Genomic DNA, 14,459 nt, shown 5'->3' on the forward strand with positions numbered 1-14,459 from the left:
GGCTGTCAAAGGAGGACGCGCTGCCGATGGCGTGTCGGCCGTCAAGCTCGCCGGCGATCTCCCGGCGGTCGGCTCCTCGTTGCGGCGGTTTCCATGCCCTGGGCCTCCACATCGACGCCCCCGCGCTCAGCCGCCTGGGTAAGCATGTGCGAATCGGTGTCTCGGCTGGCTGCGGATCCTCCTCGGGGAGGGACGCGCGGCGGGTCCACGGCTCACGATGCGCGCCCGGAAAGAGTTGAGAGAGCGCGCCTGCGCCCGTGGCTCGCGCCCTGAGTCCTCCGGACACCGCACGCTCCGTGCCGGGCCTCGCGCCACCCTCTACCACTGGGACATGCCGCAGGTGCTCCAGGATGGGGCGTCTGGCCATCCGCGTGGGTGGACGTGGGCGGCCTGGATCTGCTGGATGCGGAATCCACGAGTTGAAGGGCGACCCCTGCGCTGGCTCCTGGAGCACGGCTACAGGGCTGGGTTTATGTGAAACGTCCGCCTGGTGAGGTTGATCGTTCGCCCTTGACGCTAAGGGTGGGAGGCGTGTTTCACGTGAAACGGGCTCCGGGCGGTGCCCTGGTGGGGCGCTGGACTGATGGACGTCCTCGGCCCACGTTCGGCGGAGAGATTGTCCTGAGGTGAGACGAGGGCTCGGTCTGCGTGAAGGACGACCTTGCGCGGGGGGTGTCAGGCTAGGCGGGCCAGGAGTAGGGACTCGCAGACTTCGCCTAGGTCCAGGCCGGCGACGCTGATGGCCCGGGGGAGAAGGCTGGTCTCCGTCATGCCGGGGGCGACGTTGACTTCCAGGAAGTAGACCTCGCCTTCAGGGGAGACGATGAGGTCGGTCCGGGAGATGTCGCGGAGCCCGAGGGCGCGGTGGGCGGTGACGGCGGCGGAGGTGGCACGGGTCGCGGCATCGGGAGCCAGGCGCGCCGGAGTGATGAACTCGGTGTCGCCCGCGTCGTACCGGGCCGTGTAGTCGTAGAGGGCGCCGGGAGCGACGATCTCGACGGCGGGGAGGGCGGTGGGGGTGCCGTCCTGCTCGATGACGCTGACGGAGACCTCCGTGCCGGCGATGTAGCGCTCGATGAGGGCCGCGTCGCCGTAGGCGAAGCAGGCGACCATGGCGGCGGACAGTTCGGACGGCTCGCGGACGACGGAGGCGCCGAGGGCCGAGCCGCCACGGGTCGGCTTCACGAAGAGGGGGAGGCCGAGGGCGCCGACGATGCGGTCGAGGACGGATGCGGCGCCCAGGTCGTGGAAGACCTCCTTCGGGAGGGCGACCGACTCGGGGGTGCGGAGGCCGGCGCGGCGGACGACGGACTTGGCGGTCGGCTTGTCCCACGCGACACGACAGGCGTCCGGACGGGCGCCGAGATAGGGCACGCCGATGAGTTCGAGGACGTCGCGGATCGAGCCGTCCTCGCCGGTGGCGCCGTGCAGGACGGGGAAGACGATGTCCGGCGGGTCGTCCGTCAGCGAGTCCAGGAGCGTCGCGTCGGCGTCGCGCAGTTCGACCGGGATGTCGCGGGCGCGCAGCGCGTCCGTGACGCGTCGGCCGGACCGGAGCGACACCTCGCGCTCGTACGACAACCCCCCGGCGAGGACGACGACATGCCCGAGTTCCACCGCACTGCCCCTCTTGCTGGTGTCGTGTGCGACCGCCGGCCGACGGCGGCGGTCGCGCGTTTCACGTGAAACCTTCAGACGACGTCCGGGCCGGGAGCCTGGACGCCGGTGGAGCCGCCGCCGACCGACCCGCCGAACATGTCGCGGAGCCGGATCTCCTTCTCGACCACCGTCGCGAGCCGCCGGACGCCCTCCCGGATCCGGTGCGGCTCGGGGAAGCAGTACGACAGCCGCATGTGCCGGTGGCCGGTGCCGTCCGCGTAGAAGCCCGTCCCCGGGACGTAGGCGACCCGTTCGGCGATCGCGCGCGGGGCCATCGCCTTGGAGTCGAGCCCCTCGGGGAGCGTCAGCCAGACGAAGAAGCCGCCCGCGGGCCGCGTCCACGTGCAACCGTCCGGCATCAGCTGGTCGAGGGACTCCAGCATCGCGTCACGGCGTGCCCGGTACAGCTCGCGGAAGCTCTTGATCTGCTCCCGCCACGGCTGCGTGGCGAGGTACTCGCGGACGGCGAGCTGGGAGAAGTTCGACGGGCACAGGATCGCGGACTCGGCGGCCAGGACGAGCTTCGCCCGCACCGCGTGCGGCGCCAGCACCCACCCTACGCGGAGCCCGGACGCGATCGTCTTGGAGAACGAGCCGAGGTAGAGGACGCGCTCGGAGTCGTCCGCGCGCAGGGCGCGCATGGGCTCGCCGTCGAAGCCGAGGAGCCCGTACGGGTTGTCCTCGACGATCAGCACGTCGTATTCGGCGCAGATCTCCAGGATCTGGGCGCGCCGCGCCGTGGTGAGCGTGACGCCCGCCGGGTTCTGGAACGTCGGCACCGTGTACAGGAACTTGACGGTGCGCCCCTGCGCGCGGAGCGACGAGAGCGTCTCGCGCAGCGCGGACGGAATGAGCCCGCCCTCGTCCAGCGGCACGTGGACGACGTCGGCCTGGTAGGACGCGAACGTGCCGAGCGCGCCGACGTAGGACGGGGCCTCCGCGAGGACGACGTCGCCCGGGTTCACGAAGATCTTGGTGATGAGGTCGAGCGCCTGCTGCGCGCCGACGGTGACGACCACGTCGTCCGGGGACGCCTGGACGCCTTCGAGGGACATGACCTCGCAGATGTGCTCGCGGAGCAGCTCGTCCCCCTGCGCGGACCCGTACTGCAGCACCTCGGCGCCCTTGCCCGCGACGAGGTCGCCGATCATCTCTCCGACGGCGTCGAGCGGAAGGGCCGACACGTACGGCGCGCCGCCCGCGAGCGAGACGATCTCCGGGCGGGCCACCATCGCGAACAGCGCGCGGATCTCGGACGGCACCATGCCGGCGGCGCGGGCGGCGTAGCGATCGGCGTAGACGTCCGTACGCGAATGCTGTTCCACGAGGCACCTCCGAGGCGTTATGGCTTCCCTGCAAACTACGGCATGGCCGCTGCGCCGGAACGCTCCGGGTGTGGCGCGCCGCCCGGTCGGGGAAACTCCTGTCCGATACGATGCCCGCGGGTCCCGGTTGGTTGCCGGGAAGTTCCGCCGCCAAGGGTCCAGGCCCGGCGGGCGAGGATCGCAACAGGGGGTGCCGACCCGGTGTCGCGTCGTCTCGTCAACATCACGCTGGACAATCTCGATGATCTGCCGCACCGCTGCCGCGGCTGCGTTTTCTGGGAGCTGGACCCGGTCAGCCGGGACCGCGCGCTGGAGAGCGGCGACTCGGGCCTGGAGAAGGAGGCGTGGATCTCCTCCACGCTGCTGGAGTGGGGCAGCTGCGGCAAGATCGCGTACGTGGACAACGTCCCGGCGGGTTTCGTGATGTACGCGCCGCCGCTGTACGTGCCGCGCTCGGTGGCCTTCCCGACGAGCCCGGTCAGCGCGGACGCGGTGCTGCTGATGACCGCGCACATCCTCCCGGAGTTCGCGGGCGGCGGGCTCGGCCGGATGCTCGTCCAGGGCGTCGCCAAGGACCTGACCCGGCGCGCGGTGAAGGCGATCGAGGCGTTCGGCGACCTGAAGGGCGAGGAGGGCGGGTGCATGGTGCCCGCCGACTATCTGCTGTCGGTCGGGTTCAAGACCGTCCGGCCGCATCACCGGTATCCGCGGCTGCGGCTGGAGCTGAAGTCGGCGCTGTCATGGCGTGAGGACGTCGAGGTGGCCTTGGAACGGCTGCTGGGCTCCATGACCCCGGAAGGGGCGCTACGGCCGGTCTGAGGGGATCTGAGGGCTTTGACGCGTGTGGCCCGCACCCCGGCCGGGGTGCGGGCCACACCTTTCGCGCTCGCCGCGGGAGACGGGAGGCGGCTCAGATGTAGTCGGCGAGATCCCGCAGCAGGGCGGCCTTCGGCTTGGCGCCCATGATCTGCTTGACGACCTCGCCGCCCTTGTAGAGGTTCATCGTCGGGATCCGCATGATGCCGTACTCCTGCGGCACCCGCGGGTTCTCGTCGATGTTCATCTTCACGATGTCGATCTTGTCGCCGTGCTCCTTGGAGATCTCTTCCAGGATCGGCGCCACCATCCGGCACGGGCCGCACCATTCGGCCCAGAAGTCGACGAGAACGGGCTTGTCGTTCTCGAGCACCTCGGTGGCGAAGTCGGCGTCCGTCACGGCTTTCATGGTTCTCCTTCTGCTCTCACGCGGCCGGCGCAGGCCCTTCGCCGGCGTCGGCCGCCGGTGTCGTGGCCGCCCGGCCCGTCCATCCGCCGACCGCTCGCCCGCCGCGCCGATGGGGCGGCCGCCCCATCGGCCTCTCCGCTGGTCGCAACCTGCCGGCTGGTAGGTCTGCGTTACCGATGGAGCGGTTCGCCGACTACGCGGTCCGTCTGCCGTCGCCCGAGGTGGCGGGCGGCTGGTCGGTCGTGGTCGCCGATCGGGAGGCCCTGACGTTCACGTCCGGCCGCGTTGAGGGTTCCTCGCCGAGTCTGCTGGACGATCTGGACGGTCGGTCGCGCGAGCCCGCCGGCGGGGCGACCGTGCCGACTGGGCGGCGGTGGTTCAGGCCTGGGGGACGGTTTCGGCGGCACCCTGGTCCTGGAGCCAGCGTTCGGCGTCGATGGCGGCCGCGCAGCCGCTGCCCGCCGCCGTGACCGCCTGCCGGTAGATGTGGTCCACCACGTCACCGCACGCGAACACCCCGGGGATCTTCGTGCGCGTCGTCGGAGCGTCCACCAGCAGGTAGCCGTCGGTGTCGGTCTCCAGCTGCCCGGCGAACAGCTCGCTGCGCGGGTCGTGGCCGATCGCGATGAACAGCCCGGTGACCTCCAGCTGCGACTCCGCGCCGGTCTTGGTGTTGCGGACGGTCACCCCGGTGACGCGGTCGTCGCCGTGGATGGCCGTGACCTCGCTGTCCCACAGGAACCGGATCTTGTCGTTGGAGAAGGCCCGATCCTGCATGATCTTGGACGCGCGCAGCTCGTCCCGCCGGTGGATCACCGTCACCGACCGGGCGAACTTGGTCAGGAAGATCGCCTCCTCCATCGCGGTGTCGCCGCCGCCGACCACGGCGATGTCCTGCTCGCGGAAGAAGAACCCGTCACACGTCGCGCACCACGACACGCCGCGGCCCGACAGCCGCTTCTCGTCCGGCAGGCCCAGCTCGCGGTAGCCCGACCCGGTCGCCACGATCACGGCCTTGGCCAGGTACGTCTCGTCCCCGACCTTGACGACCTTGGGGTCGACGGTCAGGTCGACCTCGGTGACGTCGTCGGTGATCAGTTCGGCGCCGAAGCGTTCGGCCTGCTTGCGCAGGTTGTCCATCAGGTCCGGACCCATGATCCCGTCGGGGAAGCCGGGGAAGTTCTCCACGTCGGTGGTGTTCATCAGCGCACCGCCGGCCGTCACCGACCCCTCGAACACCAGCGGCTTCAGGTCGCCGCGAGCCGCGTAGATGGCGGCCGTGTAGCCCGCGGGGCCGGACCCGATGATGATCACGTTACGGACGTCGCTCACTGTTCTGCGCCTCTCCTCGTTGGCCGTCGGTGCCGCACGACCCGGCCTGCCACTCGCGTCAACCGATCCTAGGGCCCGGGGATTCCCAGGACACCCCGGCCAGCCGTCCACCAGCGTGCATCCCCTCTAGGGTGTGGTGCATGGCACGCATTCTGCTTCTCCACTCGATGTACGGGCTGCGTCCAGCGGTGCACCAGGCGGCGGACCGGCTCCGCGCGGCGGGACACGAGGTCCACGTCCCCGACCTGTACGACGGGCGGGTCGTCGACGACCCCGAGGCCGGCATCGAGATCAAGGAGGAGATCGGCCGGGACGAGCTGCTGCGCCGCGCCGTCCGGGCGGCCGCGCCCCTCATCGGTGACGGCGGCCTCGTCTATGCGGGTTTCTCCCTCGGCGGTTCCATCGCGCAGAACCTCGCCTTCGCGGACGAGAAGGCCGGCGGCCTGCTGCTGATGCACGGCACGTCCGACATCGCGGAGGGCGCGACCACCGAGGTCCCGGTGCAACTGCACGTCGCCGACCCCGACACCTGGGAGCCCGTCGACTGGCTGAACACCTGGTACCTGCAGATGCGCAAGGCGGGCGCGGACGTGGAGGTCTACCGCTACCGGGGCGCCGGCCACCTCTTCACCGACCCGGACCTCCCCGACTACGACGCCGAGTCCGCCGAAAGCGCCTGGACGACCGCCCTGGCCTTCCTCGACTCGCTCTAGCACCACGCGCCACGACGTGCCATGCCGAGGGCGCGAGGGCGGCGCGCGCGTGCGGGCGGCGCGACCCGCCGACCGGCCTTGGATCGCCGCCCCGTCCGGCACTTCATCTGCCGCGCTTGAACGATCGCCCCGTCCCCGGTCGCCTGTGAGACCGCACGACCATGCCGCAAGGCGTTGAGTGCGGTGATGGCGCAGGCGGGCGGCGCGACCCGCCGGCTGGCCATAGGTCGCCACCCCGGTTCCCGTCCGGCACTTCACTGATCAGGCCGGCGGGGTCGGGCTGCCGGCGGGGCAGGTTCACCGGAGAGCGGCATTCGGGTGGCCGCTTGTTCAATGCGCTGGATGGCCGGGCGTGCTGGTGGCCGTCGGCGTGTGACCTGCGGAGGCCATGGTGCTCGGCTTGGGGCTTGGTGGGGCCGTTCTCGGGGGTGGGCCCGAGAACGGCGGGGCTCGCGTCAGGCGTTCTTCAGCGTCTTCAGGACGTGCTGGTTCTGCGCGGAGCAGTCGGTTCCCACGACCCAGATGTTCCACTTGCCGGAGTGGTCGCCGGGGACGGCGATGACGGTCGCGGCGGTCCCCTCGTACTTCGCCGCGTCGACGAGGGCGGGCGTCCGGCCGCGGGTGACGCCGTTGACGCATCCCCTGAGCTGCGCGGACGGCGGGCCGGACGCGGCCCGCAGCTTCTGCCCGTCGGCGAGCAGCCGGTCCACCTGGGAGCCGAGGGTGCCGGCGCGGTAGTCGGTGCCGCTGCGGGCGACCGTGAAAGCCGCGGCCGGCGCGGCGTTCGGCCCCATCCCCTTTTCCGAACCGGATTGGTCGGGATTATCCTGTGCGGGAGCCGAGGCCTGTCCGTGGTCGCCGTTCACGCCGTCCAATGCCATCGTGCCGACCGTCGCGCCGCCGCCGACGACGATGACCGCCGCCGCCGCGGCCGACAGAATCCGCCAATGCCGCCTTCCGCGCCGCTGCTCCATGCTCACCACGGTGGCTTTGTGCATCGACTCCGCGGCGATGGCGGTGTCGATGCGCTCGGCCAGCTCGGCGGGCATGGACGGTACGGGTGCCTCCGCCAGGATCCGGGAGACGTCCGCAAGGTCGGCGGACAGCTCACGGCATTCGGCGCAGGTATCCAGGTGCGCGTTGACGGAGGCGGCTTCGTCGTCTTCGAGCAGTCCCTCGGCCAAGTCGGCCAGGACGTCGTAGTCGTAGTGTGCGGGGTTCACTTGGGCATGCCACCTCCTTCCACACCTCCGACGTTTTTGCGATCCCGTCGGTTCCGGTGGTGGGTGAGAAGCGGCGCGAGCCGGGCGCGTCCACGCGCGCAGCGGCTCTTGATCGTGCCCGCGGGGACCTCCATGACCCGCGCGGCGTCGTCGACGGAGTAGCCCATCATGTCGACGAGGACGAGGGCGGCGCGCTGCTCGAACGGAAGCTGCTCCAGCGCGGTGCGGACGTCGAGGGAGACGCCGTGCGCGTCCGTCGGGTCGGGCATCTTCGGCGCGACGGCGTCGAAGGTCGCGTCGTCGCCCATCGGCGTCGCCGGCCGGACGGACTTGCGCCTGATGCGGTCGAGGCACGCGTTCACCACGATGCGGTGCAGCCAGGTGGTGACGGCGGCGTCCCCGCGGAACCGCCCGGCCGCGCGGAACGCCGAAAGACACGCGTCCTGCAGCGCGTCGGCCGCCTCCTCCGGGTCGCCGAGGGTGCGCAGCGCGACCGCCCACATGCGGTCGCGGTGCCGGTGGACCAGTTCGGCGAACGCGTGCGGGTCCCCCTGGGCGTGGCGGGCGAGGAGTTCCTTGTCGGGCACCTCGCCGACGCGATGCATGCTCACCGACGTCATGAGCGACCGCTTTCTCGTTCGGGACGCCCGTTCGGCGCCGGACGTCCACGACCGGCTGCTGGGGATTGCACCACAGGTTCCTGGGGGCGAGGGGACATTCTGCTCACAGGCACGATACAGACAAGAGCAACTCCACGTCACAGCCCTTGTCCACCCTGTGGACGAAGGTCAGCCGGTTGTGCCGTAGACCGTGACCTCGCCGAGCCTGCCCTTGGGGAGGGGCGACGAGGGCAGCGAGGTGAACCAGACGAGGACGTACTGCCCCGTGGCCCGCGGTGAGGCGGTGATGGTCAGCTCGCCTCCGTTGGCGGGCTGCTGGCCGACGCGCTTCAGATCGCCGGGGGATTGCGAGTCCCCGACCCGGACCTGCAGCATCCCGCCGGTCACCGGCGAGTAGATCTTGACGCTGGCCACGGTGACGGGCTTGCCCATGTCGAGCAGGACGCCGAGGCCCTTGGAGTAGTTGCCGAAGCCGGAGTCGGCGTACCGCTGGGTCTCCCAGCGGCCGCTCGGCTTGCCGTCGATGACGGAGCCGACGTCCTTGGAGATCGAGGTGTCCTGGTGGTCGGGCTTGGAGTCCTGGACGGCGGTCGCGCCGGCAGCCTGGAGCTTCACGACGGTCGGCTGGGGCGGCGCGCTGGTCTTGGACTTGTCGGTGACGCCGCCGTCCTTGGGCTCGCCGCCGCCGTTGCCGGTGAGCGCCCAGGCGCCGATGCCGACGATGACGGTCAGCGCGGCCGCGGCGACGCCGATCAGCGCCCGGTTCGCGGGACGCTTCGGTGCGCCCTGCGCCGGCGCGGTGCGGGTCGACGTGGACGGCGGGGGAGGCGCGCCGTGCCGGGCGCGCGGCGGCGGGACGTGCGACGGCGCCGGCTGCTCGGGCGCGGGCCGCCGCCGCGGCTGCGGCTGCGGCGGCGCGGGAGGCGGAGCGGCCTGCCGGGGCTGGGCGGGCGCGGCGGGGCGGGGGGACGGCGGCGAGGCGTGCCCCAGCCCGGCGAACAGCGGCAGCGGGGTGCGCGGGACGCCGCGCAGCGCCCTGGCCAGGTCGGCGGGGGACGCGAGCGGCTCGGCCGCGCCGATGCCGAGGCAGCGGCAGACGATCGCGTCGACCGCGTGCGAGATGCCGGCCTGCACCTGGCGGGGCGCGTGCGGGACCCCGTCGGACGCGGGCGCGGCGGGCAGGTCGGAGGCGTCCTCGTCGCCGGGCCAGTGCGCGGTGAGCGCCGCGTACAGCATCCGGCCGAGGCCGCGGACGTCCTCGGCGGCGGGGTCGTCGGCCTGCCGGTCGTTCAGCACGGCGTCGGTGGCGATGCCGAGGATCTTGACGGTGCCGCCGGTCGTCCAGACGAGGTCGCGGGGGGTGAGGCAGAGGTGCGACAGCCCGGCGGAGTGCGCGGCGGCGATCGCCTCGGCCGCCTCGTACAGCAGCGTCGCGGCGCGGCCCGGCTCCAGCGGGGCCTTGGCGAGCATGCCCTCGAGGGTCTCGCCGGCCACCCATTCGCTGACGACGTAGGCGCTTTCGCCGGAGTCGTCGGCGTCGAACACCTGGGTGCAGCGGGGGTCGGTCAGCCTGCTGGCGGACCGGGCGGAGGTGACGGCCTCGGCGATCCGGGGGAACTCGGGATCGAAGGTGCGGACGGCGACCGCCCGCGCGAGGATCTCGTCGATGGCCTTCCAGAGCGACGATCCGCCGGAATCGCTGATGCGCTCTTCGAGGCGGTAGCGGCCGGCGAGACGCGTACCGGGCTCGATGACTGACGTGCTCACGGCAACGTCCTGCACAGGTGGTCAGATCCCATGTTCGTGGCGTGGCAGCTTACGCCTCCGACCCTCCTCTTTGCGTTCCCCAGGGTGTCGCCCCGCAAGCCGTAGTCCCCCACATGGTAGTGCTTACTCGCGTGAGTGGCCGCCTTATCGCCGCGCGTCCTTTTTACTTTGCGATGCGAGCGGCGTCACGGTGAGCCGGGCGGGCCGGTGATCAGCGGCCGGGCAGCCGCCGCGCGAACGTGGCGATCGCCGTCTGGATCTCCTCCACCCGCATCAGCTTGGCGAAGACCACGTACAGCAGCCCGCCGCCCGCCGAGCCGACGACCAGGGTGACCAGCGCGGGGAGCAGCGTGGAGGTGTCCCCGGCGGCGTCCGCGACGGTGTGCGCGGCGTAGGCGAACCCGATCAGCGGCCAGACCGCGACGAGGAGCTTCAGGTGGCCGCCGACGATGCGCCGGCCGTCGATCCCGCCGAGCTTGCGGCGCAGCACGAGCCAGCAGGCGAGGGTGCCGACCAGGTTGGTGATCGCGAACCCGCCGGCGATGCCGACCACGATCCACTTGACGCCGAGGACGTTGTAGGCGGTGAACGCCATCGCGATGTTGGACACGGTGACGACGACGCCGATCAGCGCGGGCGTCCTCGTGTCGCCGTGGGAGTAGAAGACGCGCAGCATGAGCTGGTAGATCGAGAACGGCACGAGCGCGATCGCGAACATCTGCATGACCCGCGCGATGACCAGCGCGTCGTCGTGGGAGGTGTTGCCGTGCGCGAACAGCACGGTGGTGATCTCCGGGCCGAGCACGAGCATCAGGGCCGCCGCGGGCATGATGATCACCGAGGAGAGCCGCAGCCCGCTGGAGAACGCGGCGCGCACGTCCGCGGTCTTGCCCTCGGCGGCGAACCGGCTCATCCGCGGCAGCAGCGCGGTGATCACCGAGACGCCGACGATCGCGTAGGGCAGCTGGAAGAGCTGGTAGGCGTTGAAGTACGGGGTGTAGCCGTAGCCCTCGCCGAGGCCCTCGTCGACGGCGCGGTTCCCGGCGGCGTTGGCGAGCGCGGTGACGACGGCGAGCGCGGTCTGGGTGGCGACGACGTACAGCAGCGTCCAGCCGGCCATCCGGCCGACCTCGCCGATCTCGCCGCGCTTGAAGTCCAGCCGGGGCCGCCAGCGGAACCCGACGCGGCGCAGCGACGGCCACAGCGCCACCGTCTGCAGGACGATGCCGCCGGTGGTGCCGACGGACAGCAGCATGAGCTGGGCGTCGGTGATGCTGGACGGGTCGACGCGGCCCGTGGTGATCGCGAGGAACGCGCCGCCGACGGCGATCACCACGATGTTGTTCAGCACCGGCGCCCACATCGGCGCGCCGAAGCTGCCGCGCGTGTTCAGGATCGCGCCGGCGAACGCGCCGACGCCGTAGAAGAACAGCTGCGGCAGGAAGAACTGCGCGAACAGGATGGCGACCTTGCGCTGGTCACCGGTGTAGCTGCCCGCGAGGACGTCGATGAACAGCGGCGCGCACAGCACCGCGACGACGGTGAGGACGCCGAGGCCGATCACCGCGAGGGTGAACACGCGCTGCTCGTACTGCTCGCCGTAGGTCCGGTCGCGCTGCTTCGCCCGCACCAGCAGCGGGACGACGACACTGGTCAGGATGCCGCCGAGCAGCAGGTCGTAGATCTGGTTGGGGATCGTGTTGGCGGTGTTGTAGGCGTTGGCGAGCAGGCCGGTGCCGAGCGCCGCGACGATGACCGCGGTGCGCAGGAAGCCGGTGACGCGGGACGCGAGGGTGCCCACCGCCATGATCGCGCCGGAGCGGAGGATGCCGCCGGAGCCCTTGCCGCCCTCGCCGTCGCCGGGCGCGGGGGCGGGGACGTCGACGACCGTCTCGGCGACGGGCGCGCCGCCTCCGGGCACGGGTCCGCCGGGGACGGGGATGTCAATCGCCGTCTCGGCGGCGGTGTTCGCCGCGCCGCGCGGCCTGCCCGTCGGCGGCGGACTCGGGTATCCCGCCGGGTTCGGGGCGGTCGGCGGCGGCCCCTGGGGCGGAGGCGCCTGCGGTCTCCGGGGCGGCGGGCCCTGCGGAGGCGGACCCTGCGGGCCCTGCGGACCCTGCGGGGGCGGCGGGGGCGGACCCTGGCGCGGCGGGCCCGGCGGGGGCCCCTGCGGGGGCCGGCCCGGCGGCGGAGGCCCCTGCGGAGGCGGGCCCGGCGGGTATCCCCGGCCCTGCGGGTCGCCCTGCCCCGGGTACCCCTGGGAACTCGGCGGCGGGTATCCCTGCCCCTGGGAACCCGGGGCCGGGGAGCCCGCTCCCCTGTCCCCCTGCTCCCGCCGATTCCATTCCGGTCGACCCGTCACCGGCTGCCTCCGCTTTCCGGCGGCGCCTCGCTCTGATGGCCCGCACTCCGACGCCCACGAAGAGTACGGCAAGTCCGCCGCCGGTGATGAGGAGTGCGAGACGCCCGTAGCCGGTCACGGTCACGGTGATCGACTCGCCGTCCCCGTACGTCCGGCCGCCCGAGCCGGGGATCTGCAACTGGAGCTGGACGTGGAAGTTGCCGTTGCCGGCCGCCTGCGCGGGGATCCAGCGCTGCGCCCGCTCCCCGGGCCGCAGCTCGATGATCGCGTCCTCCGGCTCCAGCCCGCCGAGCCGCAGCTTCGCGCTGTTCTCGGACGTGGCGACGAGCCGGACCTTGACCGACTGGCCGGGCAGCATGTTCTCCACGAGCACCGGCAGCCGGCCGGAGCTGCCGCCCATCAGCACGCGTTTGCTCTTGGTGGTGACGATGCGGACGAGGTGCATGTCCCCGGTCAGCTCGTCCTCCAGCTGCTTGCGGGCCGCCCTGGCCCGGCGCGGCGACGTCCGCCACGCCGCCGACTCCATGCGCAGCACCGCCCGCTCGTAGGAGATCTTCGCCGGGCCGGTCATCACCGCCTGGAACGCCCTGGCCTGCCGGGAGATCGCCTGCACCTGGGCGAGGTGCGCGTCGCCGAGCTCGTACTGCTGGTAGTCGTCGGAGTAGCCGTTGAAGACGCGGCCCTGCGGCGCGGCCGACTCGATCTTGCCGAGCGGCACCTCGCGCAGCCAGCCCGCGCCCTTGGTGTACTTCAGCAGGTTCTTCGCGACCCCGTCGGCGGGGTTCCAGTGCCGGTCCGGGGCGAGGACGACGGTGCGCGGCCGGTTCGGCGCCTCCGCGGCGATCATCGCCGTCTCGGCCAGGAACCGCTGCTCGGTCAGCAGCCCGCCGGACGCCGACCGCGACCCCTCGCTGACGATCTGGTTGAGCTTCTCGTCGTACAGGAGCGTCTTCTTGTCGCCGTGGTGCGTCGGGAGCGTCGTCGTCGCGTTCGGCAGCGCGCCGGTCGCCGGGTTCTGGAACTGCGAGCTGCTCATCAGGAACGCGCCGCCGTCCTTCAGCGCGTGCTGGGCGAGCTGGTCGACCGTGCCGGGCCCGGCGGCGCCGGACGGCGGCCAGGCGACGTGCGCGTCGGCGGCGCGTCCGAGGACCCGCGTCGCGACGCCGGTGTTGCGCTCGTCGAACGCGACGCCGATGTCGCGGGGCGTCTTGCGGCGGACGAGCGCCACGACGTCGGGGTCGGCGTAGGGGAGGGTGAAGTACGGGTCCTTCTTCGAGGCGTCGCGCAGCTTGGTCAGCCAGGCCGCCGCGGCCTCGCTCTTCTTCTTCCGGACGCTCTTCTTGTCGCCGGGGCCCCGTACCGTGTAGTCGCCGGACGCCATGCGCTGCACGTCGTCCAGTAGCGCGGGGTCGATCCCCCAGGTGATGGGCGTGTCGGTCGCGGACGCCGCGTCGACCAGCCGGCTGAGCCGCCCGCCGGGCGCGACGGACGCGGCGAGGTCGTCGTCGAGGAACGTCCGGTCGTTGGTGCGGTGCATCCGGTCGGCCAGCGGCCAGACCCAGCCGACGGCGACCGGCTTGAAGTGCCGTTCCTTCGGCATGAACGTGAGGAACGTGGTGACGCCGCCGACGACCTGCCGCGCCGAGTTCAGCACCTCGACGCCGACCGGGTAGACGCCGGGCGTGCCGGGCGGGGCGCGCAGCCCCAGCTTCTCGACCGTGGTGCGGAACGTCCAGCTCTGCTTCACGCCGGGCGCGGACGCCCCCGGGATCTGCTTCTCCTCGCCGACGTTCGGCAGCGCGTTCGGCGGGCCGGCGGCGAGCTGGTCGAGCTGGCTGCGGCTGTTGACGGGCTGCGCGCTGTAGCGCAGCCGCAGGTGGAGGCCGGGAAGCTGGTGGCCGGTGCGGTTCATGGCGAGCCCCGAGATCTCGATCCGCGACTTGGGGCCGGCGCTCTTGGGGTCCACCCGGGTGAGCGCCATGGCGACCTGCGCCTTCGCCTGCGCCTGCGCGGACGCGGGCACCGAGCCGGGGGCGCGCCGCGCGAGGGCGGGCGGCGCCAGCGTCGTGGGCGCCGCCATCGCCATGCAGGGCAGCAGAGCGGCCAGCGCCACCGCGCGTTTGACCGTCCTCACGCCTTACCGGCCGCCTCGGGACGGCGGGCGAACATTTCCCGCACCACGGCGTCGATGGTAGTCCGTCGCACCCCTTGCGAGTGCCCGAGCGCCGGGGCG

At 72.2% G+C, this 14,459-nt stretch carries 11 protein-coding genes; 2 read left to right on the top strand and 9 right to left on the bottom strand.

Annotation, left to right across the window (positions count from 1 at the left end):
- Positions 1-675: 675 nt before the first annotated feature.
- Both ABTW95_RS18525 and ABTW95_RS18530 read right to left on the bottom strand, forming a co-directional pair.
- Positions 676-1,617: a D-alanine--D-alanine ligase family protein gene (locus ABTW95_RS18525; protein WP_500226890.1), complete on the bottom strand. Its 942-nt coding sequence runs from the start codon at positions 1,615-1,617 to the stop codon at positions 676-678.
- Positions 1,618-1,691: 74 nt separating this feature from the next.
- Complete coding sequence (locus ABTW95_RS18530; protein WP_396455019.1) at positions 1,692-2,924, bottom strand: aminotransferase-like domain-containing protein; 1,233 nt, start codon at positions 2,922-2,924, stop codon at positions 1,692-1,694.
- A gap of 261 nt (positions 2,925-3,185) precedes the next feature.
- On the opposite strand from ABTW95_RS18530, the gene ABTW95_RS18535 reads away from it, so the two are divergent.
- On the top strand, positions 3,186-3,803 hold the full coding sequence (locus tag ABTW95_RS18535) for a GNAT family N-acetyltransferase (RefSeq protein WP_131943541.1): 618 nt from the start codon (positions 3,186-3,188) through the stop codon (positions 3,801-3,803).
- 91 nt (positions 3,804-3,894) lie between these two features.
- Here the strand turns inward: ABTW95_RS18535 and trxA are convergent, their stop codons facing one another.
- Positions 3,895-4,209, bottom strand: a complete 315-nt coding sequence (trxA, locus tag ABTW95_RS18540) for a thioredoxin (protein ID WP_396452475.1) — start codon at positions 4,207-4,209, stop codon at positions 3,895-3,897.
- Between the two features lie 378 nt (positions 4,210-4,587).
- The gene (trxB, locus tag ABTW95_RS18545) at positions 4,588-5,541 is read right to left on the bottom strand and encodes a thioredoxin-disulfide reductase (RefSeq protein WP_396452473.1); all 954 of its coding nucleotides are present in this window, start codon (positions 5,539-5,541) and stop codon (positions 4,588-4,590) included.
- A gap of 140 nt (positions 5,542-5,681) precedes the next feature.
- Here trxB and ABTW95_RS18550 point away from each other — a divergent pair, with 140 nt between their 5' ends.
- Positions 5,682-6,254, top strand: a complete 573-nt coding sequence (locus ABTW95_RS18550) for a dienelactone hydrolase family protein (protein WP_396452471.1) — start codon at positions 5,682-5,684, stop codon at positions 6,252-6,254.
- 455 nt (positions 6,255-6,709) lie between these two features.
- On the opposite strand, the gene ABTW95_RS18555 is transcribed toward ABTW95_RS18550, so the two are convergent.
- The 5 genes from ABTW95_RS18555 to ABTW95_RS18575 all read right to left on the bottom strand — a co-directional run bounded on the left by ABTW95_RS18555 (position 6,710) and on the right by ABTW95_RS18575 (position 14,360).
- Positions 6,710-7,477, bottom strand: coding sequence for an anti-sigma factor family protein (locus ABTW95_RS18555; RefSeq protein ID WP_396452470.1), 768 nt, complete (start codon positions 7,475-7,477; stop codon positions 6,710-6,712).
- Positions 7,474-8,097, bottom strand: coding sequence for an RNA polymerase sigma factor SigM (gene sigM, locus ABTW95_RS18560; protein ID WP_396452468.1), 624 nt, complete (start codon positions 8,095-8,097; stop codon positions 7,474-7,476). The genes ABTW95_RS18555 and sigM overlap by 4 nt, the downstream gene beginning before the upstream one ends.
- 168 nt (positions 8,098-8,265) lie before the next feature.
- Positions 8,266-9,864, bottom strand: coding sequence for a protein kinase family protein (locus tag ABTW95_RS18565; protein ID WP_500226891.1), 1,599 nt, complete (start codon positions 9,862-9,864; stop codon positions 8,266-8,268).
- Positions 9,865-10,075: 211 nt separating this feature from the next.
- Positions 10,076-11,785 carry a murein biosynthesis integral membrane protein MurJ gene (gene murJ, locus ABTW95_RS18570; protein ID WP_500226892.1) on the bottom strand — a complete coding sequence of 570 codons (1,710 nt, stop codon included), beginning with the start codon at positions 11,783-11,785 and terminating at the stop codon, positions 10,076-10,078.
- 22 nt (positions 11,786-11,807) lie between these two features.
- On the bottom strand, positions 11,808-14,360 hold the full coding sequence (locus ABTW95_RS18575) for a DUF6049 family protein (protein WP_500226893.1): 2,553 nt from the start codon (positions 14,358-14,360) through the stop codon (positions 11,808-11,810).
- Between the last annotated feature and the right edge of the window lie 99 nt (positions 14,361-14,459).

Source organism: Spirillospora sp. NPDC127506 (genome assembly GCF_040302145.1).
GTDB lineage: Bacteria > Actinomycetota > Actinomycetes > Streptosporangiales > Streptosporangiaceae > Spirillospora.